Consider the following 22,043-nt stretch of genomic DNA (forward strand, 5'->3'; position numbering starts at 1 on the left):
GTTTAATTAAATTCGGCGGCCGCCAGCTCCCGCGCGGTGGCCGAGCAGCTCGGCGGCCTGGGCCTCGCCCTGATCGTCCCGCTGGACCCCTTCCAGACGCGGCGACAGCAGTTCATGGATGGGCAGGACCGCCGCGCCAAGCAGCGAACAATCCTCCTCGCGCAGCGAGATCATGATGCGCGGCAGTTCGGGCTGCGGGCGGCCACGGACCGAGCGATGCAGCGGCTGGGCAAGTTCGACCAGGCGCTGCACCAGCTTTTGCGGGGCCGAGCCACCAATGACGATGGTCTGTGGATCGAGCAGGTTCTCGATCATGCAGATGGCATCGCGCAGGCGCTGGGCTGCCTGCAGGCACCATTGCTGCAGTGCTTGGTCGTTGGGGTCGTCCAGGCGGCTGAGCAGGTCCGATGTGCGTATCTGCCCGTCATCCATGCCCAGCGCCTCGGCCAGCGAGTGCAGCGAGAGGTAACGTTCCAGGCAGCCCTGGTTGCCGCAGTAGCAGGGCGTGCCACCGGGAACGACCGGCACATGGCCGATCTCGGTGGCGTTGCCGTCGGCGCCGCGGTAGGTGTTGCGGCCGACAATCAGCGAGCCGCCCAGGCCCACGCTCAGGTGCAGGTAGAAGAAGTTGTCCAGGTGCCGGGCCACGCCGTACAGGGTTTCACCGAGCGCGCCGGCGACGCTGTCCACGCTGTGGAACAGCGGCAGGCCGGTGGCTTCCTGCAATTGGTCGAGGATGGACAAATCCTTCCAGCCTTCCAGCGCGGTGGGGCCGACAAAGCTCAGCTCGGTATCGCCGAGCGGGCCGGGCAGGGCCACGCCTATGCCCCACAGCCGGGCGCTGGCCTGGCGGCGCAGGCTGGCGACCAGTTCCAGCAGGCCGGCGAGCAACTGCGCGCGATCGCAGCCCTGCAGGCGCACTTCGCAACGGGCATCGATCTGCCCCACCAGATTGACCAGTGCGCCGGAGGCGCGGCCAGGCTCAAGGCTGATGCCGATGGATTGACCGGCGTCCGGGTTGATCTCGAAGGCAATGGGCGGCTGACCGCGGGTTTTCAGGTCCTTCTGCCGGCGCGAGACGATCAGGCCGATGGACTCCAGCTCATTGGTGATGTTGGCCACCGTCTGCGGGCTGAGCGAAACCTTTTCCTGGATGTCCTTGCGTGACGCTGCGCCGTGCTGGCGGATGAAATCCAGGACAAGGCGACGGTTATAGGGGGCGCTGGACTGCTGGGTGGCGCCACGGCCGATATTCATAGGCATTGAAACCGATTGAACGTGGGGATAGGGGAGGTGGAACAGGTGCCTGTATTATTCATACATCCACGTGAAGTATTTATTGACGCGGAATGACCGGATGGCTAAGTTTCGTTTCCTAGTCTATCCGGAACCGTGCAGATGCCTCCTTTGTCGCATTCCCGCAAGACCAGCGTCCAGCTTTGCGCCGCAATGGCCCTGGCCCTGTCCAGTTTGCTGCCGGTGGCAGCCGCCGCCCCGGCCGAGGAGCCCGCCAAGACCACCGTATCGGTGAGCCTGCCGGCCGAGCCCTTGCTGGTGCAGATCAACCAGGTGGCACTGGAGCGGCGCGGGCCCAAGCTGGCGGTCGTCGAGTCTGTGGGTGCGGCTAGCGCTGGCACCTATACGCTGCTGCGCGATGGTCAGCCGCTGCGCAGCGGTGATCTGCAGCCGCTGCCGGGTTTTTCCGAATGGGGCGCTGGCAAACAGTACTTCCGCATTGATTTCAGCGATGCCGAGCAGGCCGGCCAGTACCAGCTGGACGTGCAGGTGGGGCAGCAGCATGTGCGCTCGGCGCCGGTGACGGTAGCTGACAACGCGGTGTTCGCCACGACAGGCGCACAGCTGCTTGGCTACTTCCAGCGCAGCCGCCATACCGATGCCGCCGACCGCGACCTGCGCATCTTCCAGACCTCGCGCAAGGTGGATGTCTGGGGTGGTTGGCAGGACGCCGGTGGCGACAAGGGCAAATACCTGTCCCATCTGGGTTATGCCAATCACTTCAATCCGCAGCAGGCATCGATGGCGGCGTGGGTGCTGGCCTACGGGGCACATGCGCGTGCAGGCCTGTTTGCCGCACACGGGCTGCAGAAGCAGGTGGAGGACGAGGCGTTCTGGGGCGCGGACTACCTGCACCGCATTCTCGATGCGGACGGCTATTTCTATACGACGGTGTTCGACCAGTGGGGCACGCCAGGTGTCGAACGCATGGTCACCGGTTATGAGGGCGCGGCCGGAACCTACACCACGCTCTATCGTTCCGCATTCCGCGCCGGCGGTGGCATGGCCATCGCCGCCTTGGCGCGGGCATCGATGCTGGTCAAGGCATCCGGACGGCAGGGGGAGTTCAGTGCCGCGCAATACCTGGCAGATGCCGAGCGCGCCTATGCACACCTGCAGCAGTTCAATCCGCAGTACTGCGCCGACGGCAAGGAAAACATCATCGATGACTACACTGCGTTGATGGCGCTGGTGGAACTGCACAATGCCACGGGCCATTCGCGCTACCTGCAGGATGCGCGCAAACGCGCCGCCAGCTTGTTGGCGCGCCAGCAGGCCGATGGTGGCTTCATCAGTGATGGTGGCAGCCGCCCCTACTACCATGCAGCCGAAGCCGGCCTGCCGGTGATCAGCCTGTCCGCGTATGTGGATATCGAGACGCAGCCTGCGGAACGTGAGCGGGCGCTGGCGGCAATCGGCTCGGCACTTGCGCACGAACTGGCGATCACCGGTTCGGTTGCCAATCCATATGGCTACGCCCGGCAGCGCTTCCAGTTGGCCCAGGATGGCAAGGCGGCAGGGGAGGTGCTGGAAGGCTTCTTCATACCGCACCGCAATGAAACCGGCTATTGGTGGCAGGGCGAGAGCGCCCGCCTGGCATCGTTGGGCGCCGCGATGGTGATAGGCGGCCGCAAGCTGGCGGCCGAAGGCAAGGCGGGCTACGGCTTGTCAGCGGCGCGTGCAGGCTACGCACAGGATCAGATCGACTGGACGCTGGGACGCAACCCCTACGGCATCTCGATGCTCTACGGTTTTGGCCAGAAGAACCCGCCGACCGTGCTGGAGAGCGCAGGCGAAATGTTCGTCGGCGGCATCTCTAACGGCATCACCGGCGCGCCCGGTAGCGATGTTGGCGCTGGCATCAGCTTCGCCCCCGGACCCGACTCGGAGCAGTGGCGCTGGGTAGAGCAGTGGATTCCGCACACCACCTGGATGTTGTTTGCGGCTATGACGATGAGTGAGGGTTGAGGGTGTTGCTGTCAGTGCGGGGATGTCTTTCAACGGCATTGCCGCGCTAGGTGAAACGGTGCAGCTGATGCATGATCGCGAGGGCGGCGGCCCGATTCCTCCATCGGGTCGTCGCTTTTTTTTGGCTGGGCAGGGTGATTGCGTGACGCGGCAGCCGCTCGCCAGTGGCTGTCCTCCTACGGATCTCAATGTCAGCAGTCATTGAGTATGCGAGCGTTGCGATTCGGTAATGGCAAGGCAGGTTTACCGATGAATTGTCATGAGCAGAAAAGCGCGATTGCATCATCTGGAGCGTGTTGCCAGTCGCCCCAGGAGGCGCTGTGCCGAATGGCACTGTCAGCTGAAATGGTGGCCTGTTCACTATGAGGCGTCCGTTGTCCTGAAGCATTTTCCTCGCGATCTTCCGCGTTGCGAATGGCTGGACGAGGACCTCGTTTTGATCACCTCCTCATGTCCAGGATCAGCTATGACTTCCTTCATGCGACGCAGCGCGATTGGCTCCCCTCGGCGTTCGACTCATCCGCGGCGCTTCGTGTTTGCAATGCTGTTTGCGCTTGGGCTTCCGCTGAGCGCCAGTGCGCTGGCTGAAAGTAAGTTGGATCCCATCCTCGCTGCGGCGATGGAAGGGACGCAGACGCCCGCAATGGCAATGCTGGTCATCCGTGACGGCCAGATAAAGCAGCAATCTGCGCGCGGTGTGCGGCGCAACGACGGCGCCGTCGCGGTGCAGTTGGACGACGTATGGCTGATGGGCTCCACGGGTAAACCCATGACCAGTGCGCTGATTGCGCGCTTGGTGGAGCAGGGCGTGCTGGACTGGAACGCGCCGCTGTCGCGCGTGCTTCCTGACCTGTTGAAAATCGACCCCGCTTATCGCAACGTGACCTTGGTGCAGTTGTTGTCGCATCGCGCTGGGCTGCCGGAGAACCTGGCTGATGTTGCCGCCCTGGATGCGTACTTCACCGATACCCGGGCGCTGCCGGTACAGCGTGAAGCCTACATCCGCGCTGCGTTGCAGGAAGCGCCAGTCAATGTTCCGGGCACTGAGTTTGCTTACAGCAACAGCGGCTTCCTGATCGCAGCGGTTATTGCCGAGCGCGCTACCGGTATCTCGTTTGAAAATCTGATGCAGCGCGAGGTATTCGAACCCTTGGGGATGGACGGTGCAGGTTTCGGCCCTACGCCCTCCGGTCAGCCGCAAGGACATCGCGCCGGCAAGCCGGTCACCACGGCGCCGCGTAAGTCGGACGATGGCGTGCCGGCCATGTATACGCCGGCCGGCAACATGCATATGCGCTTGCAGGATATGGCCAAGTTCGTCATCGACCAGATGGAGGGCAGTCGCGGCAAAGGTAAGCTGTTGAGTGAGGCGTCCTATCGCTTGATGCAGACCCCGCAGAGTGGAAGTCCCTCGGCGATGGACTGGGGTGTGCAGCCATCGATCGCCGGGCGTAAAGGGCCGGCGCTGACCCATGGCGGCTCTGATGGCAATTGGCTTGCCTGGGTGGCCTTGTTCCCGGAAACCGGCAACGGCCTGATCGCTATAGCCAATGCAGCCGAAGACATGGGTGCGGACAAGGCAACGATGGGCGCGATGGGTGCGGTGTTCCCGGAGTTGGCGCCAGCCGCTGCGGCCGCGACACCAGCAAAGTAGGTCGCTTGTACCTGGGGGCGTGTGGTCCGAGTAGCTCGCGCGCAGCCCAGTGGCATATGCGGTGCTGTTGATGAAGGTGCGACGGCGCGTGGCAATTCGCGACCGACGCCGTCTCGGCTGGATAACGGAAGCCAGCCGGAAAGGGCGCTGGCGATCCAGTGGCGAAGGTGCTGATGTCGCGCTATGCTCGGTTCACCGTGGGGCGGTAGCTCAGCTGGGAGAGCGTCGCGTTCGCAATGCGAAGGTCGGGAGTTCGATCCTCCTCCGCTCCACCAAGTCTTCAAACAAAGAGCCGCGTCGGATGATGCGGCTCTTTGCGTTTGTGCGCTGGTTGCGGGTGGTTTGATCAAATTTTCGCCAGGTGTTGCTGCCGCTCTCTGGCGCGCAACCTCGGCCGCACAAGGCATTTCAAGGAATTTTCAGTGGATGTGAAAATTTTTGTGAAATTGGCTTGCCGAAATCGAAATAGCTCCGTAATATACGCCTCCTCGACGGCATCAACGCCGACGAAAACAAAACAAAGTGGCCGAGTAGCTCAGTTGGTAGAGCAGGGGATTGAAAATCCCCGTGTCGGCGGTTCGATTCCGTCCTCGGCCACCAAAATTTCAAGGGTTCGCAGAAATGCGAGCCCTTTTTTGTTGTCTGTTTGCACCGGATCTGCACCGGCTGCGATTGTGGTGGTGCTTTGGGTTTGCGGTTGTGGGAGCGGCGTAAGCCGCGAAGCTGGGATTGGTGAGGTTGCTTTGCGAGCTTGCGATCTTATGGATCTTTTGTTTCGCGGCTCACGCCGCTCCCACAAAGCCGGATCGGTGCGTTCTTTGGTGTTTTTTTGCCGAGCATGGCTCGGCACTACATTGCGAACGGCAGTCGTCGTAACACCGGCGGCAGCAGTTTTTACCGCAGGCCGGTGAGGGCTGTTGATTGGTGCTTTGTGTTTGCGGTTCAGGTGCGGCGTTGGCCGCGGAGCTGGGATTGGCTAGGTTGCTTTGCGAGCTTGCGATCTCATGGATCGTTTGTTTCGCAGCTTACGCCGCTCCTACAAAACCAGGTCGGTGCGTTCTTTGGTGGTTTTTTGCCGAGCATGGCTCGGCACTACATTTGATGCGGGCCCCGAACTGGTCGGAGCCCGCTGTTGCTCAGGTGTTGGGCAGCAGTGGCCGCAGCACCGGTTCCAGCTGTTCCTGACGCCAGCCGGCCAGTGCGGTTGGCCAGTTGCCGCTTTCCAGCAGGGCCTCCAGGTGCTTGCGCGAGGCCAGCAGGCCCTCGGGCAGTTCCAGCTCGGCGCTGCGCTTGCTCACTGCGTCCTGCAGGCGCTTGATGGTGTTCTTGTTGCCATCGGTGGCCTGCAGCGCCATTGGTGCATCCGCTTCGTCGGCAAGCGGGGTGTTCAGTGCTTCCCACAGCGACTGCGCAAGCTTGCGCGGGGCCTTGGGGAAGCGGCCGAACAGCTTGAGCATGCTGTCGTAGTCCGCGGGCGGGTTGCGTGCCAGCAGGTTGGCCAGCTCGTTGTCCAGAATCCAGCTGCGCGGCTTGTCGCTGCTGCGTGCCTGTTGGTCACGCCAACGCAGCAGGCGCAGCAGGCGCAGCTGTGCGTCGCGCTCCAGTACCTGCGAGGAGCGCATCGACAGGTGCGGCCAAAGCTCGCCTTCGTCGCCTTCAACGCTGGCCAGCAGGCGCTCGCCGTCGTCCTGCAGCCATTGCAGGCGGTTTGCCGCCTGCAGCTTGGCACTGATGGTGTCGTGCAGGGCGAACAGGTATTCCACGTCGTCGGCGGCGTATTCCAGCTGTGCCTCGCTGAGCGGGCGCTTGAGCCAGTCGGAACGGGTCTCGCCCTTGGGCAGGGTGACGCCGGTGATCTCGGCCACCAGCTTCTGGTAGCCCATGCCGCCGCCGATGCCGGCCAGCGCGGCACCGATCTGGGTGTCGAACAGCGGCCGCGGCAGGGCGTCGCAGGCGCACTTGAAGGCCACCAGATCTTCGCTGGCGCTGTGCATGATCTTGGTGATCGAGGTGTCGGTCAGCCAGGGTTTCAGTGCTTCGCACATGCCGGGTATCAGCGGGTCGATCAGCAGGATTTCGTCGCCGACCGCCATCTGCACCAGGGCCAGCTGCGGCCAATAGGTGCGTTCGCGGATGAATTCGGTGTCCAGCCCGATGCGGGTCGGGCGCTGGCGGTAGCGTTCTTCCAACTCCGCCGGGTGTTTGATCCAGTAAGCCACGTAGGGTTCCGTCAACTGCAGGGTTTGCTCAGGCAGGCGAGAATAGCCTAACGTCGGGCCGCTCCCGGAGAAGTGTGCAAGGTCATGGAGGCGTTTTTGGGTAAAACCGGCCAATTGTTGGGTCTGGCGGCGCTGTTTGGGGTGCTGGCCGGGTGTAGCGGCAGTGCGCCTTCGGCCGCGCCAAATGCGGAGCCTGCAAAGAATCCAACGCTGGTTCAGCGGCTGGAAGCGCGCGCCGAGGCCCGTGCTGAAGCCAAGGCCGAAGCGGCGGCCGCTGCCAAGGCGAAGGCCGCAACGCCCGATCCTGCGCCGCAGGTGGAAAGCATCGCCCTGCCGGTCTGGAATGCGCCGGAAGTGAGCCTGCAACCCGACGAGCTGGCCGAGGCGCGCAAGGCCGCTGACAAGGCCTTGGCCGAGGACAGGCTGTACCGCGATGCCGAGGATGCGATTCCGCTGTACCTGGCGATCCTGGCCCTGCAGCCGCAGGACCAGGCCGCGCAGCGCGGGCTGGACAAGGCCCGGCAGCGCCTGCGTGCGCAGGCCACGGCCTTGATGGCCCAACCCGAAAACCAGCGCCAGGCGCTGGCCCAGGCGGCCGAAATCGCCGGCGTGGCGGTGGCCCTGGCGCCGGAAGGCAAGGCCGAGCAGGCCTTGCAGCAGCGCATCGCGGTGGCGCGGCGGCTGCTGGCGTTGAATCGGGCTGGCGAGCAGGCCCTGCGCCAGCACCAGTTTGGCGAGGACGGCGGCGGGGCGCAGGCGGCATTCCGCGAAGTGCTGGCTACCGACCCGCTCAACAGCCGGGCGAGACAGGGTCTGGCGGCAGTGGAAAGTGGTTTGATCCGCCGCGCCGAGTACTCCGCCGCGGTGGACTCGGATTTCGATGCTGCCGCGCGCTGGCTGGACAAGGCCACCACCATCCGTGGCGAGGCGGTGACCCTGAAGGACGCGCGGGCGCGCATCGAGAACATCCGCATCGCCCAGCTGGATGCCCTGCGTGAAGGCGGTCTGCGCGATCTGGTGTCCTCGAAGGGGCTGAAGGACGCCCAGCTGAAGCTGTCCCAGGCCGAACGCATTGCGTTGCCCGGTGACCGCACCGTGGCCCTGCTGCGTGAACGCATCGCGCTGGTCACCCATTACGGCAGCTTCCGTCCGGGCCAGGTGTTCAGCGATGCGCTGGCCGATGGCAGCCGCGGGCCCCAGATGGTGGTGGTGCCGTATGGCAGCTTCCAGATGGGCGCGACCGAGGGCGAGATCGGCAGCAGCGACGCCGAGCGGCCGCAGCATCAGGTGCGCTTCGAGCGCGGTTTTGCGATGTCGATCACCGAAGTGACCGTGGCCGACTTCCGTCGCTTCGTCGAAGCGGCCAAGGCGCGCCCGCGCGCTACCCGGCGCGGCCATTCCATTGTCTATGACGAGCGCAGCGGCAATTTCATCCGCCGCAGCGGGGTGGATTGGCAGTCCGATTACAACGGCGCCAAGGCCGCGCCCAACAGCCCGGTGATGCATGTCAGCGTGCGTGATGCCGAGGCATACGCTACCTGGTTGTCCGAGCAGACCGGGCGCTATTACCGGTTGCCCAGTGAGTCGGAGTTTGAATATGCGCTGCGTGCGGGCAGCCAGGGACGCTATCCGTGGGGGCGCTCGATGACGCCGCCGGAGAACAGTGGCAACTTCACCGGCAGCCTGGATGTGTCACCCAGCGGCCGCCATTGGAACAATGCTTTCATCGGCTACGGTGACGGTTTCTGGGGGACGGCGCCGGTGGCGATGTTCCGCGCCAATGCCTGGGGGCTGCACGATGTCAGCGGCAATGTCAGCGAGTGGGTAGCCGACTGCTGGCACGCCAGCTACCGGCGTGCGCCGGCCGATGGTGCGGCCTGGTACAACCCGGGCTGCCGGCAGCGGGTGATCCGCGGCGGCAACTGGGCCAATGCGCCGGAGCAGACCCGCGCGGCATGGCGGCAGTCACAGGACTCGGACGTCACCTCCGCGCGCATCGGTTTCCGCCTGGTGCGCGGAATTTGACCTTGCCGCGGCGTACGCTAGCGTTACCATCGGCCACGGCCAGCCCGGCCCAGACGGAATCCAACCATGCGACAAGATCCTTTCGGTAACCAAGGCAACGGCGGCCAACGGCGGCGTGGTGGCGGCCTGTTCGGCAATATCCGTTGGGTGATCCTGCTGGGCTTCGCGGTGTACGGCGGTTGCTATTACTTCGGCAATCGTTCGGTGGACCCGTATACCGGCGAGAAAGTGCTGATCGACAGCTCGCTCAATGCCAGTGAAGAGAAGGCGATGGGCCTGCAGGCCTACCAGGAGATCCTGGCGCAGGAGCGTCCGGTCGACCCGAATTCGCAGATCGCCCGCCAGGTACGTGAGATCGCCAGCCGCCTGATTGCCAAGGTGGATGTGGTGGAGACCTCGTTGGCGCAGGAGCATGGCCTGCAGCCACAGCATTTCGCCAAGGATTTCGAGTGGGACGTGAACGTCCTGCAGTCCGATGAAGCCAATGCCTTCTGCCTGCCGGGCGGCAAGATGGCGGTCTATACCGGCTTGATTCCGGTCGCGCAGAACGCCGATGCGCTGGCGGTGGTGATGGGTCACGAAATCGCCCACGCGCTGCTTCGCCACGGCGCCCAGCGCATGGCCCAGCAGAAGCTGACCCAGATCGGGCAGATGGCCGGCGCTGCCAGTGGCATGGACGTGCAGCAGCAACAGATGATGATGTCGGCCATGGGTTATGGCTATCTGCTGCCGTATGCGCGTTCGCATGAAACCCAGGCCGATGAAGTGGGGCTGATGCTCGCCGCAGCAGCCTGTTTCAACCCGGAAGAAGCGGTGCCGCTGTGGCAGCGCATGAGCCAGGCCAGTGGTGGCCAGGCACCGCCGGAGTTCTCCTCCACCCATCCCAATCCCGGTACCCGCATCCAGAACCTGCAGGCGCTGATGCCCAAGGCAATGGAGTACCGGCAGCGCTATTGCACGGCAGGGGCGGCGGCTCGCTAGCAAGCGCGTTGACGCATTGCACAAGCACGTAACGAACGCCGGTGGATGCTCGCCGGCGTTCTCTTTTTTGTCAGAGGTTGCAGATGCGACGTGCTGCGCTATTGGCGCTGGGGGTGTTGCTGATCATGGTGGTGGTCAGCTGCGTCTGGCCTCTGCATGCCGGTCACATGGATGCCGACCGCTATGGCCGCGTGCAGCTGCTTGAGCCGGCATCAGCTCCGCGCGGGCTGGTTATTTATTTCGCCGACCCGCTGTTGCCGCGAGCGCAGCGGCAGCAGTTTGCCAAACAGTTGGCGCAGGCCGGTGCATGGGTGGCCGTGGTGGATGCGGCGCGCTACCGGCAGCAACTGCGCAAGGGCAATGGCAGTTGCCGGGCAATGGCCGATGATGCGGCCCTGCTCACCCAGAAGCTGCTCAAGCGCGAGCGTGCGGACCAGTTTTTCCTGCCGGTCTTGCTGGGCCAGGGCAACAGCGCCGGGCTGGTCCGCGACAGCGCCGCTGGCGCCGCGCCGGGGGAGTTTGCAGCGGCGCTGGTGACCACGGACGATGCATCGGCCGGCACCCGTGCCTGCAAGGGCGCTACCGCAGCCGTGCAGGTCAGGCAGATGGCAGAACCGGCGTTACTTGATGCCTTGCCAGCCGTGCTCGATGCCGCGCCGGCGCAAGGCCTTGCCATGCTGCCCTTGGTGGAGATGCCGGTGGCCGGCAGCAAGCGGCTGGTGGTGCTGATATCCGGCGATGGCGGCTGGCGTGACCTGGACAAGGGACTGGCACATGAACTCAACCAACGTGGTATTTCCGTGGTCGGCTGGAACAGCCTGCGCTACTTCTGGAAAGAGCGGACGGCGGCGCAGCTGGGTGGCGACCTGGACAGCGTCGTGCGCAGCTATCGGCAGCGTTGGCAGGCCGATGACGTGGCGTTGGTTGGCTATTCCTTCGGCGCCGATGTATTGCCGTTTGCCTATCCGCTGCTGAGCGAACCGCAACGTCGTTCGGTGCGTTTGGTGTCGCTGCTTGGGCTTGCCCACGGTGCAGCATTTGAAGTGCGGGTGGGCGGCTGGCTGGGGTGGTTCCGTGCGCAGGAGGTACCGGTGCAGCCGGCCTTGGCGGGCCTGCAGCCGGTCGCACAGCAATGCATCTACGGAGTGGACGAGAAGGACAGCCTGTGCCGGGACCTGCAGGGCGATGCGCGCATGCAGGTGGTTGAACGCCCCGGCGGACATCACTTCGACCGCGACCCAGCCAAGCTGGCGCAGATCATCGTCGAACGCTGGGATGCGCTGCCGGCTCAGCCCTGAGTGGGGTCGCCGTTGGCCGGTGTGCCGTCAACGTGTTCCACCCGCAGCTGCAGCTCACCTTCGGACAGGCGCGCGCGCAGCTGTTCGCCGGGCTTGACCTGCGCGGCGGAGCGCACCAGCGCCCCGTCTTCCACCCGGGTCAGGATGGAATAGCCGCGCGCCACCGTCGCCAACGGGCTTACCGCTTCCAGCGAACGGGCAATGCCGCGCAGGCGCAGGGCATCGCCCTGCAGCTGACGGGTCATGGCCGCGTGCGCGCGCGGTGCCAGCGTCGCCAGTTTCTCAGCCAAGGCACTCAAACGCCGCTGTGGCTGGTTGCCACGCAGCCCGGTGGCGGCGTGGGCCAGGCGCGCAGTGCGGCGTTCCAGCTGTTGCCGCCATTGTGATTGCAGGCGCGCGAAGGCGGCCTGCTGGCGATGTTCGAGCAGGCTCAGGCGCGCCTGCGGGCTGTGCGCCTGCAGGCGCAGCGCGGCGCGGTCGGCACGTTGCATGGCCTGGCCCAGTGCATGCACCTGCAGTTGATTCAGGCGTTGCGCCAGCCGGCGTACGCGCAGGGCCAGGTCACGCTGGTCGGGTACCAGCAGTTCGGCGGCCACCGACGGCGTTGGTGCGCGCAGATCGGCGGCGAAGTCGGTCAGGCTGAAATCGGTCTCGTGGCCCACCGCCGACACCACCGGCGTCTTGCTGGCGGCAACCGCGCGCGCCAGCTGTTCGTCGTTGAAGGCCCACAGGTCTTCCAGCGAACCGCCGCCACGGGTCAGCAGGATCACATCGTAGCGGCCACTGGCATCGGCCTGACGCAGCAGGGAGGTGATCTGCGGTGCAGCGGTGGCGCCCTGTACCAGCGAAGGCAGCAGCTCCACTTCCAGCATCGGGAAACGCCGCTCCAGCACGCTCAGTACATCGCGCACGGCCGCGCCGCTGGGCGAGGTGATCACCGCCAGCCGCTGCACGTGTGCGGGCATTGGCCGCTTGCGTGCAGGGTCGAACAGCCCCTCCGCTTCGAGCCGCGCCTTGAGCTCGTCGTACGCGCGACGCAACGCGCCTTCGCCGGCTTCTTCCATATGATCAAGGATCAGCTGGTAATCGCCGCGTGCCTCGTACAGGGTCAGCCGGCCACGCACCAGCACGCGCATGCCTTCGCGCGGAATGAATTTCAGCCATTGGCTCTTGGGCTTGAACATCGCCGCGCGGACCTGCGCGCGCGCATCCTTCAGGGTGAAATACAGATGCCCGGAAGCGGGGCGGCTGACGCCGCCGAGCTCACCTTCCACCCACACCAGCGGAAACGCGCTTTCCAGCAGATCGCGCGCCAGGGTGTTGAGCTGGTTGGGGGTGAGGATGTCGTTGCTGGAGGCCATTATTGAACTGCTTTTGCCATTGGGGCGCCCGCCAAGCTTGAAGACGCTGGCGGACTGTCGGTCACTATCTTACGGGAGCGCCGCAGGGAGTCGAATAAATCGAGGCGGGGTGCCGCGACTGGTCGGATCCGGTGATGGATGGTTGTTGCCGAACAGCGGTGCTCGGTTGTGAACGCACACCCCGCCGCACTGAATTCGGTTGATGGGGCTCGGCACGCGGGTTGCGCCACGCATGTGGTTCGCAATCGTGCGTGTTGACCGTGCCGTGAAGGCGTTGCAGCTACGGTTTGGACGCGTCGCCGGCATGCCGCTGCAGGGCCCATTGCACATGCTCGCGGACCACATCCGAGGGATGCGCTTGACGCGTTAGCAATGCCTGCTGCACGGCAGGCGAGGGTGCTGCATTGCCCAGCGCCACGGCGATATTGCGCAACCAGCGCTCGTGGCCGCTGCGGCGGATCGGGCTGCCTTCGGTGCGGCGCAGGAACTCGTCCTCTTCCCAGGCGAACAGTTCGGGCAGGGTGGCGGTATCCAGGTTGTTGCGGGCGCGGAAATCCGGCTCGTCGGTGCGTTGGGCGAACTTGTTCCACGGGCAGACCAGCTGGCAGTCGTCGCAACCGTAGATGCGGTTGCCCATCAGCGGGCGCATGTCCAACGGGATGGCGCCTTCGTGCTCGATGGTCAGGTAGGAGATGCAGCGGCGTGCATCCAGCCGGTGCGGGGCGATGATGGCGGCGGTGGGGCAGACATCGATGCAGCGCGTGCAGCTACCGCAATGTGCGGTGGCAGGCACATCCACCGGCAATGGCAGGTCGACATAGATCTCGCCTAGGAAGAACCACGAGCCGCCGTTGCGATCGATCAGACAGGTGTGTTTGCCGATCCAACCCAGTCCGGCGTTACGCGCCAATGCACGTTCCAGTACCGGCGCCGAGTCGACGAAAACGCGGTAACCAAACGGGCCGATTTCGCTGCCGATACGCTCGGCCAGCTTCTGCAACCGGTTGCGCATCAACTTGTGGTAATCGCGGCCCAGCGCATAACGCGCCACATAAGCACGCTCGCTGTCATTCAAGGTCGCCCAGGCTTCGGTATCGTCCTTGTGGCCGTAATCCAGACCGACCGAAATCACCCGCAGCGTGCCCGGCAGCAGTTCCTGTGGGCGTGCCCGCAAGGTGCCGTGGCGGGCCATCCATTCCATCGTCCCGTACAGGCCTTTGCCCAGCCAGTCGGCCAGGTGCGCTTCATCCTCGCCCAGCTCGATGCCGCTGACCCCACAGCGCTGGAAGCCTGCCTCGCGGGCAAGCTGGCGGATGCGCAGCGACAACTGCGCCGGATTTGCGGCGGTAACGGCTTCAGACATGGCGCAAGTATAGAATTGCCAGCATGTCAGAGCCCGTCGAACTGTTCGATATCGCCGCTGCCCGCCAGATTGATGGGCAAGCGACCGCCGCCCTGGGCGGCGACGCGTATGTACTGATGCAGCGTGCCGGCCACGCCGCGTGGCAGACCGCGCTGCAGTATTGGCCACAGGCGCGACGCATCGTGGTGGTCTGCGGGCCGGGCAACAACGGCGGCGATGGCTATGTTCTTGCCCGTCATGCCCGCCAATCCGGGCGCGAGGTAAGCGTGCTGCACCTGCCCGATGCCTCGCCGCGCACGCCCTTGGCGCAGCGCGCCTGCACCGATTACCTGGCCGTTGGCGGCCACGTCGAGATCACGCCCGGTTGCCTGCAGCAGGCCGATCTGATTGTCGATGCTCTGTATGGCATCGGTTTCAGCCGCGCGCCGCAGGCCGAAGACGCGGCGCTGATCGAGGCGATAAACGCGGCCGCAGCACCGGTGTTTGCCTTGGATGTGCCCAGCGGCGTTGATGCCCTCACGGGCAACGTGCCCGGTGCGGCCGTACGTGCGCAGCGCGTCTTGCAGTTCATCGTGGCCCACCAGGGCCTGCATACGGGGGCGGCGCTTGAACATGCCGCACAGCGGCTGCTGGCCACGCTGGACGTGCCGCCGGTGGCATTGGACGGAGTGAAGGCCAGCGCGCTGCGCTGGGCCGGGCCGCAATTGACGGCACGGCTGCCGCCGCGTCGGCTCAATACCCATAAGGGTGAATCCGGACACGTGCTGTGTGTGGGCGGCAACCACGGCAGCGGCGGTGCAGTGATGCTCAGTGCCGAGGCCGCGCTGCGCAGTGGCGCCGGCTTGTGCAGCGTGGCGACCCGCGCGCTGCACGTGGCACCGCTGTTGGCGCGTTGCCCCGAGGCGATGGTGCAGGCGGTGGATAGTTCCGAGGACTTCGCGCCGCTGCTGGCGCGTGCCGGCGTCATTGCGCTGGGGCCGGGTCTGGGCCAGGACGACTGGGCGCAGGCGCTGTGGTCGGTGGCGCTGGCCAGTGGCAAGCCGCTGGTGCTTGATGCCGATGGCCTGAACCTGCTCGCGGCCGCTCCTAGGCCGCTGCCGCAGGCCATTCTCACCCCGCATCCGGGCGAGGCCGCGCGCCTGCTCGATACCGATACCGCCAGCATCCAGCGCGATCGTTTTGCCGCCGCCCATGCTTTGGCAGCGCGCTATGCGGCGGTTGTCGTGCTGAAGGGAGCGGGCAGCGTGATCGCCGCGCCGGGGCAGCTGCCGCGAGTGCTTGCCGCCGGCAACCCCGGCATGGCGGTCGGCGGCATGGGCGACCTGCTGACCGGCGCCATCGCGGCGCTGCGCGCGCAGGGCCTGTCGCCATTCGATGCCGCCAGTACCGGTGCCCTGCTGCACAGCCTCGCCGGTGATGCCGCAGCGGCCGAAGGTGAGCGCGGGCTGTTGCCGCGCGATCTATTGCCGCACCTGCGCGTCCTTGCCAATCCATAATGTGCCCATGATCGAATTGTCATTGCCCCAAGCCGAGAGCACCGACCTGCTGGGTCAGGCCTTGGCCCAGACCCGGCCCGCGCAGGCGGTGGTTCACCTGCAAGGGGATCTTGGTGCCGGGAAATCCACCCTGGCCCGCGCCCTGTTGCGCGCGCTAGGCGTACAGGGGCCCATCCGCAGCCCTACCTACACCTTGATCGAACGCTATCCGCTGGAAGGCGGCGAAGCCTGGCATCTGGATCTGTACCGGATCGGCAATGCCGGCGAGCTGGATTTCCTTGGCCTGGACGACGCCAGCGCCGACCTGTGGTTGATCGAATGGCCCGAACGCGGGGCGGGCGGCCTGCCGCCGCTGGACCTGCTGGTGGCCTTGGAAATCGATGGCCATGGCCGCCGCGCGCAGCTGCAGGCACATAGTCCGGTCGGCGAAGCCTGGCTGCAGCGGCTGCGCAAAACGCCCCACTTGCAGGGGCTTCCTGCCCTGTGACTACAGGAAGTTACGGCAGGTTGCGGATTATTAAGGGAAAACATGTTGCAATTAGCGAATTCCGGTGATTGAATCCGCTCATGACTACGGGAAACCGCCTGTTCGCTTTGTCTGTCGCCGTCGCCGGCCTGTGCCTGGCCAGCGCTTCCGCGTGGGCCGGTGAGATCCGTGGGCTCGGGCTGAGCGCCGGCGCCACCGGCACCCGCGCCGAGATCCAGCTGGCCGGTGGTGGCAGCTACAAGACCATCAGCCTGGCCGGTCCCAACCGCCTGGTGATCGATTTCCCCGACTCCACTTCCGTGCGCGGCCTGAAACTGCCTGCACCGGTAGGTGTGGTGACCGCAGTGCGCACCGGTAATCCGGTCGCGGGCACGTTCCGGGTCGTGTTCGACCTTGCCGAGTCCGTGGCTGCGTTCAAGCCGCAGATGCAGGGGCAGGGCGCCGAATCCAAGCTGCTGATCGAGTGGCCGGGTGAAACCGCGCCGCGTGCCGGCGCGCCGGCAGCTGTTGCTGCTGCTCCGGCTGCAAGCGCACCGGCCGTGGCTGCGCCAGCGTTGAACCCTGCGCCGGCCACCCCGGTAGTGAATCCCGAGCAGGCGCGCGCCGAGGCCGCCCGCGCTACCGCAGCGCTGACTGCGGCAGTGCGCCAGCAGGCCACTACGCCGCCGCCGGCACCGGCCCAGGCTGCGCCCAGCCCCGCGCCGGCCGTTGCCAGCGCTCCTGCAGCAGCCAGCCCGTCCGCGGCGTCGCCGGCAGCCATTCTCAATGGGCAGGGCACGCCAGTCCGCACCACGATTGCCACCGGTGTGCCGACCCCGATCACGCCGAATCCGGCAACCGCTGCGGCGGCTGCTCCGGTTGCCGCTGCGCAGACGCCTGCGCCGCGTCCGGTAATGCCAAGTGACGCGTCACGAATTCGGATGGCGCCGGGCATGCGCAATCTGGTGGTTGCCATCGATCCGGGCCACGGCGGCCAGGATCCGGGAGCCGTCGGGCCTACCGGCAAGCGTGAGAAGGACGTAACCCTGGCCGTTGCGCGTGAGCTGGCCCGCCAGGTCAATGCCACGCCGGGCCTGCGCGCGTACCTGACCCGCGACACCGACGTATTCATCCCGCTGCCGATGCGAGCCCAGCGTGCGCGTGCTGCCAAGGCTGACATCTTCATCTCGATTCATGCCGATGCCGCGGAGAACCGTTCGGCGACCGGTTCTTCGGTCTATGTACTGTCGACCAAGGGCGCCTCCTCGCAGCGTGCGCGCTGGCTGGCGGACAAGGAAAACTCGGCCGATCTGATCGGCGGTGTCAGCCTGACCCGCACCGAGGGCACCTTGGCCAATGTGTTGCTGGACCTGGCACAGAGCGGCTATATGAAGGCCTCCGAAGACGCGGCCGGGCACGTGCTGGGCGGGCTCAAGCGTATCGGCAACAATCACAAGCCGAACCTGGAGCGCGCCAACTTCGCCGTGCTGCGTACCTCGGACATGCCGGCGATGCTGGTCGAAACCGCGTTCATCTCCAACCCGGATGAAGAGCGCCGCCTGATCGATCCGGCCTATCAGCGCCGTATCGCCGGTGCCGTGCTCGATGGCGTGCATACCTTCTTCAGCCGCCAGCCGCCGCCGGGCACCTTGTTTGCCGCCCGCGCCCAGGCCGAAATGGATGCTGCAGCCGGCACCGTTGCGGGTGGCAGCAAGTAAGGCAGCATTTGCTGGAAGCCCGCTTCTGACGCGGCGTGAAGCTATGAGACACATGAAAACCGATGCCAGCAATGCTGGCGTCGGTTTTTCTTTTTGTAGGAGCGGCGGAAGCCGCGAAGCCCCAGCCGCGTAACGCCGCATCGGCTTCGCGGCTCCCGCCGCTCCTACAAAGGCCCGCCCCGGGGCGGGGGCTGCAAGACCTTCATCAGCCAGCATCGATATCGGTGTTGAGGCCGCGCTCGGCTATCATCGTGTGTATGCATGATGTCAGCCTGATCCCCCTCAAATCCTCGTTCATCTACCTCGGCAAGGCCCTGCAGTTGCCTGGCGGTGCGGCATGAATGCGATCCGCCCCCTGCCGGAAATCCTGATCAACCAGATCGCCGCCGGCGAAGTGGTTGAACGGCCCGCTTCGGTGGTCAAGGAGCTGGTCGAGAACGCTCTCGACGCCGGTGCCACGCGCGTGGATATCGATCTGGAAGAAGGCGGTGTCCGCCTTATCCGCATCCGCGACAACGGTGGCGGTATCGCCGCCGAGCAGTTGCCGTTGGCGGTGTCGCGGCATGCCACCAGCAAGATCGCCAGCCTGGATGATCTGGAATCGGTAGCCACGCTCGGTTTCCGTGGTGAGGCGCTGCCATCGATTGCCTCGGTCAGCCGCTTCACCCTGGCGTCGCGTCGCGCTGAGGACGAGCACGGCTCCGCACTGCAGATCGAAGGCGGCAAGCTCGGCGAGGTGGCACCGCGTGCGCATGCGCCGGGTACCACGGTGGAAGTACGCGAGTTGTTCTACAACGTGCCGGCACGGCGCAAGTTCCTGCGCGCCGAGCGTACCGAGCTGGGGCACATCGAGGAATGGCTGCGCTCGCTGGCGCTGGCGCGTCCTGATGTCGAACTGCGGGTTTCGCACAACGGCAAGCCATCGCGGCGCTACAAGCCGGGTGATTTGTATTCGGACGCGCGCCTTGGCGAAACCCTGGGCGAGGACTTCGCGCGCCAGGCCTTGCGCGTGGATCACAGCGCGGCCGGGCTGCGCCTGCACGGCTGGATTGCGCAGCCGCAGTATTCGCGGGCCAGTGCCGACCAGCAGTATCTCTACGTCAACGGCCGCTCGGTACGCGATCGCAGCGTCAGCCATGCGGTGAAGATGGCGTACGGCGATGTGCTGTACCACGGCCGCCAGCCGGCCTATGTGCTGTTCCTGGAGCTGGACCCGACCCGGGTCGACGTCAACGTGCATCCGGCCAAGCACGAAGTGCGTTTCCGCGATTCGCGGCTGATCCACGATTTTGTCTATCGCACGCTCAAGGACGCCCTGGCCGAAACCCGTGCCGGCATGGAGCCGACTGCGGGTCAGGCGCATCCGGCCGATCCGCAGACACAGGCCGCACCAAGTTATGCCGGTGCAGGCGGCTATCTGTTGTCGCGTCCAGGCGGTAGTGCGGGCGGCGGCGGTGGCAATGGCAATTGGCAGGCGCGGCAATCGCCGCTGGGCCTGCAGGTCGCTGACGCACCATCCGCGTATGCCGCGCTGTATTCACCGGTCGAGGGTGGCGCTGAGGTTTCGCGCCAGGCCGATAGCGGCCCGTCGTTGCCGCCTACCTCCAATGATGCCGGCGTGCCGCCGCTGGGCTATGCCATCGCACAGCTGCATGGCATCTACATCCTGGCCGAGAACGCTGAAGGCCTGATCGTGGTGGACATGCATGCCGCCCATGAGCGCATCGGCTACGAACGCCTGAAGAACGCACATGACGGCATCGGTCTGCACGCGCAGCCGCTGCTGGTGCCGATGACCCTGGCAGTGGGCGAACGCGATGCCGATACCGCCGAGCGCGAGGCCGCCACTCTGGCGGCACTGGGCTTCGAGGTAACCCGTTCCGGCCCCGGTTCGCTGCATGTGCGCAGCATTCCGGCCTTGCTCGCCAATGCCGAGCCGGAAGGCTTGCTGCGTGATGTGCTCGGCGATCTGCGTGAGCACGGCCAAAGCCGGCGCATCGCCACCGCGCGTGACGAACTGCTATCCACCATGGCCTGCCACGGCGCGGTGCGCGCCAATCGGCGCCTGACCCTCCCTGAAATGAATGCCTTGCTGCGCGATATGGAAATCACCGAGCGCTCCGGGCAATGCAACCACGGCCGCCCCACCTGGGCGCGCTTTTCCTTGGCTGAAATTGATCGCTGGTTCCTGCGGGGGCGTTGATGAAATACCTATTGGGGGGCGCGGCGCTGATCGCCGCGATGCTGCTGGGCGGCTGCGGGGATGATGCGAACAAGGCCCAGCCAGCGGCACAGGTCGATCCGACCTTCGAGCGGGACAACGGTCTGTGGCGCGAACAGCGGCTGACCGAACTGCTGGCGCCCGATGGCTGGACCAGCCTGGTCGGGCTGCATTGGCTGGATCTGAAGGCGCATTACATTGGCAGCGGCAGTACCAGCGGCATTCGCCTGGCGGCGGGGCCGCCACGGATGGGGCTGGTCACGCGCGAGGGCAAGGCATGGTTCTTCGCACCGGAACCGGGTGTGTCGGTGAAGGTCGACGGGCAGGTGGTGAAGGGCCGCATTCCGCTGCACAGCGACCACGCCGAGACACCGACGGTGATTCACTTCGACGACGACAAGGGCAGCCTGAGCCTGATCGAACGCGGCCCGCGTTTCGGGCTGCGGGTGAAGCATGCCGATGCACCGGCGCGCGCGCAGTTCAGCCATCTGGATTATTGGCCGGCCGACCCGAGCTGGCGCATCACCGCGCGCTTCGTGCCGAACGACGTCAACAAGACCTTGCCCATCGTTGATATCACCGGGCTGACCACTGAACTGGCCAATGCCGGCGCCATCGAGTTCGAACGCGATGGACGCACCTGGCGGCTTGAAGCATTGGGTGATGCCGGGCGTCCGCTGCAGGTGATCTTCGCCGACCGTACCAGCGGCCGCGGCAGTTATGCAGCGGGCCGCTACATCGATCTGGACGTGCCCAACAGCAAGAGTGAAGTGGTGATCGATTTCAATCGCGCCTACAACCCGCCGTGTGCATTCACCCCGTTTGCCACCTGTCCCTTGCCGCCGCCGGAGAATCGTCTGGACATGGCAGTGGAGGCCGGTGAAAAAGCCTACGCCAAGCCAAAGCAGGAGCCGGCCGCATGAGTTGGATCAAACGTTTGGGGTTGTTGCTGGCCACCGGCCTGTTGATCGCAACGCCGCTGCTGGCCGCCGCGGCAACGCCAAAGGCGGGCAAGCAACCGCCGGTGCCGCTGTTGTGGAAGGTCACCGGTGCGCAGGGCAGCGAGCTGTATCTGCTGGGTTCGTTCCACCTGCTCAAGCCCGATGATTACCCGCTGTCCAGCGACGTGGACCGCGCATTCACCGGTGCGCAGCGGCTGCTGTTCGAGCTGTCGCCGGAGGAGATGAACTCGCCGGAGCTGGCCACGCAGATGATGCAGGCCGCCTTGCGCCGCGATGGTCGCCAGCTCAAGGACGATCTGGATCCGGCGACCTGGCGGCAACTTGAAGCCTGGGGTGCGGCCAACAACATGCCGGTTGATCGGCTGGCCGGTCTCGAACCCTGGTTCGTGGGGCTGACCGTCAGCATCGCGCAGATGACGCGGCAGGGCCTGGATCCGAAGTCGGGCCTGGACCGGCATCTGATGGAGCGCGCGGCGCAGGCCAACAAGCCCACCGCCGGCCTTGAAAGCGCCGCCTCGCAGATCAGCATGCTCGACAGCATGAGCAACGACGAGCAGCGCCAGCTGCTGCGCGAGGCGCTGGAGCAGGTGGAGAAGGGCGACGAGCAGAGCCGTCAGCTGCACGATGCCTGGCGCCGTGGCGATGACGTGATGCTGTGGCGGGACATGGCCGCGCAGATGAAGCGTGAATATCCGGGCCTGTATCAGCGCATCAACGTCGAGCGCAATGACGCCTGGCTGCCGAGCTTGAAGCAGTGGCTGCAGCCGGGCCGGGGCAACACCCTGGTGGTGGTCGGTGCGCTGCATCTGCTGGGCAGCGATGGCGTGGTGGAAAAGCTGCGCGCGCAGGGCTACAAGGTCGAGCGGATCTGCAGCGCCTGCAAGCGTTGAGTGCTTTTGGTTTTGCAGCTTTTGTAGGAGCGGCGTTAGCCGCGAAGCAGACGATGCCGGATAGTCGATTAGCGTGGCGGCGTAAGCCCCGCCCACAAAAAAAGGAGCAAAAAAGCCAGCCCCCC

15 protein-coding genes and 2 tRNA genes are annotated in these 22,043 nt (G+C 65.6%); 13 read left to right on the top strand and 4 right to left on the bottom strand.

The window, feature by feature from the left end; genetic code table 11:
- Positions 1 to 6 precede the first annotated feature (6 nt).
- Entirely contained in the window at positions 7 to 1,257 is a 1,251-nt protein-coding gene (locus tag ACVOKO_RS05145; protein ID WP_346497890.1) for an ROK family transcriptional regulator, read from the bottom strand.
- A 192-nt stretch (positions 1,258 to 1,449) separates the two neighbouring features.
- Here ACVOKO_RS05145 and ACVOKO_RS05150 point away from each other — a divergent pair, with 192 nt between their 5' ends.
- The 4 genes from ACVOKO_RS05150 (at position 1,450) to ACVOKO_RS05165 (ending at position 5,518) form a co-directional block, all read left to right on the top strand.
- Positions 1,450 to 3,264, top strand: coding sequence for a glycoside hydrolase family 9 protein (locus ACVOKO_RS05150; RefSeq protein WP_346497891.1), 1,815 nt, complete (start codon positions 1,450 to 1,452; stop codon positions 3,262 to 3,264).
- Positions 3,265 to 3,805: 541 nt separating this feature from the next.
- Positions 3,806 to 4,918, top strand: a complete 1,113-nt coding sequence (locus tag ACVOKO_RS05155) for a serine hydrolase domain-containing protein (RefSeq protein WP_346497892.1) — start codon at positions 3,806 to 3,808, stop codon at positions 4,916 to 4,918.
- 199 nt (positions 4,919 to 5,117) lie between these two features.
- Positions 5,118 to 5,193 (top strand) — tRNA-Ala (locus ACVOKO_RS05160).
- 249 nt (positions 5,194 to 5,442) lie between these two features.
- Positions 5,443 to 5,518 (top strand) — tRNA-Phe (locus tag ACVOKO_RS05165).
- Between the two features lie 536 nt (positions 5,519 to 6,054).
- Here ACVOKO_RS05165 and rnd read toward each other — a convergent pair.
- Positions 6,055 to 7,137, bottom strand: coding sequence for a ribonuclease D (gene rnd / locus ACVOKO_RS05170; RefSeq protein WP_346497893.1), 1,083 nt, complete (start codon positions 7,135 to 7,137; stop codon positions 6,055 to 6,057).
- 84 nt (positions 7,138 to 7,221) lie between these two features.
- On the opposite strand from rnd, the gene ACVOKO_RS05175 reads away from it, so the two are divergent.
- From ACVOKO_RS05175 to ACVOKO_RS05185, 3 genes are all read left to right on the top strand, one after another.
- Entirely contained in the window at positions 7,222 to 9,162 is a 1,941-nt protein-coding gene (locus tag ACVOKO_RS05175; protein ID WP_346497894.1) for a formylglycine-generating enzyme family protein, read from the top strand.
- A gap of 66 nt (positions 9,163 to 9,228) precedes the next feature.
- Complete coding sequence (locus ACVOKO_RS05180) at positions 9,229 to 10,143, top strand: M48 family metallopeptidase (RefSeq protein WP_346497895.1); 915 nt, start codon at positions 9,229 to 9,231, stop codon at positions 10,141 to 10,143.
- An 83-nt stretch (positions 10,144 to 10,226) separates the two neighbouring features.
- The gene (locus ACVOKO_RS05185; RefSeq protein ID WP_346497896.1) at positions 10,227 to 11,441 is read left to right on the top strand and encodes a virulence factor family protein; all 1,215 of its coding nucleotides are present in this window, start codon (positions 10,227 to 10,229) and stop codon (positions 11,439 to 11,441) included.
- Here the strand turns inward: ACVOKO_RS05185 and xseA are convergent.
- Together xseA and queG are read right to left on the bottom strand one after the other, a co-directional pair.
- Entirely contained in the window at positions 11,432 to 12,802 is a 1,371-nt protein-coding gene (gene xseA / locus ACVOKO_RS05190) for an exodeoxyribonuclease VII large subunit (RefSeq protein ID WP_346497897.1), read from the bottom strand. The two genes, ACVOKO_RS05185 and xseA, sit on opposite strands and share 10 nt — an antisense overlap.
- A 280-nt stretch (positions 12,803 to 13,082) precedes the next feature.
- On the bottom strand, positions 13,083 to 14,165 hold the full coding sequence (queG, locus tag ACVOKO_RS05195; RefSeq protein ID WP_346497898.1) for a tRNA epoxyqueuosine(34) reductase QueG: 1,083 nt from the start codon (positions 14,163 to 14,165) through the stop codon (positions 13,083 to 13,085).
- A 23-nt stretch (positions 14,166 to 14,188) separates the two neighbouring features.
- On the opposite strand from queG, the gene ACVOKO_RS05200 reads away from it, so the two are divergent.
- From ACVOKO_RS05200 to ACVOKO_RS05225, 6 genes are all read left to right on the top strand, one after another.
- Entirely contained in the window at positions 14,189 to 15,661 is a 1,473-nt protein-coding gene (locus ACVOKO_RS05200; RefSeq protein WP_346497899.1) for an NAD(P)H-hydrate dehydratase, read from the top strand.
- 7 nt (positions 15,662 to 15,668) lie between these two features.
- Positions 15,669 to 16,148: a tRNA (adenosine(37)-N6)-threonylcarbamoyltransferase complex ATPase subunit type 1 TsaE gene (gene tsaE / locus ACVOKO_RS05205; RefSeq protein WP_346497900.1), complete on the top strand. Its 480-nt coding sequence runs from the start codon at positions 15,669 to 15,671 to the stop codon at positions 16,146 to 16,148.
- An 80-nt stretch (positions 16,149 to 16,228) separates the two neighbouring features.
- The gene (locus ACVOKO_RS05210; RefSeq protein ID WP_346497901.1) at positions 16,229 to 17,845 is read left to right on the top strand and encodes an N-acetylmuramoyl-L-alanine amidase; all 1,617 of its coding nucleotides are present in this window, start codon (positions 16,229 to 16,231) and stop codon (positions 17,843 to 17,845) included.
- A gap of 337 nt (positions 17,846 to 18,182) precedes the next feature.
- Positions 18,183 to 20,048 (top strand): DNA mismatch repair endonuclease MutL, encoded by a 1,866-nt coding sequence (gene mutL, locus ACVOKO_RS05215; RefSeq protein ID WP_346497902.1) that lies wholly within the window; start codon positions 18,183 to 18,185, stop codon positions 20,046 to 20,048.
- Positions 20,048 to 20,989: a DUF1684 domain-containing protein gene (locus tag ACVOKO_RS05220; RefSeq protein WP_346497903.1), complete on the top strand. Its 942-nt coding sequence runs from the start codon at positions 20,048 to 20,050 to the stop codon at positions 20,987 to 20,989. The genes mutL and ACVOKO_RS05220 overlap by 1 nt, the downstream gene beginning before the upstream one ends.
- Entirely contained in the window at positions 20,986 to 21,918 is a 933-nt protein-coding gene (locus tag ACVOKO_RS05225; RefSeq protein WP_346497904.1) for a TraB/GumN family protein, read from the top strand. Before ACVOKO_RS05220 ends, ACVOKO_RS05225 begins: the two co-directional genes overlap by 4 nt.
- Positions 21,919 to 22,043: the final 125 nt, after the last annotated feature.

This window comes from Stenotrophomonas sp. STEN240 (assembly GCF_056756175.1).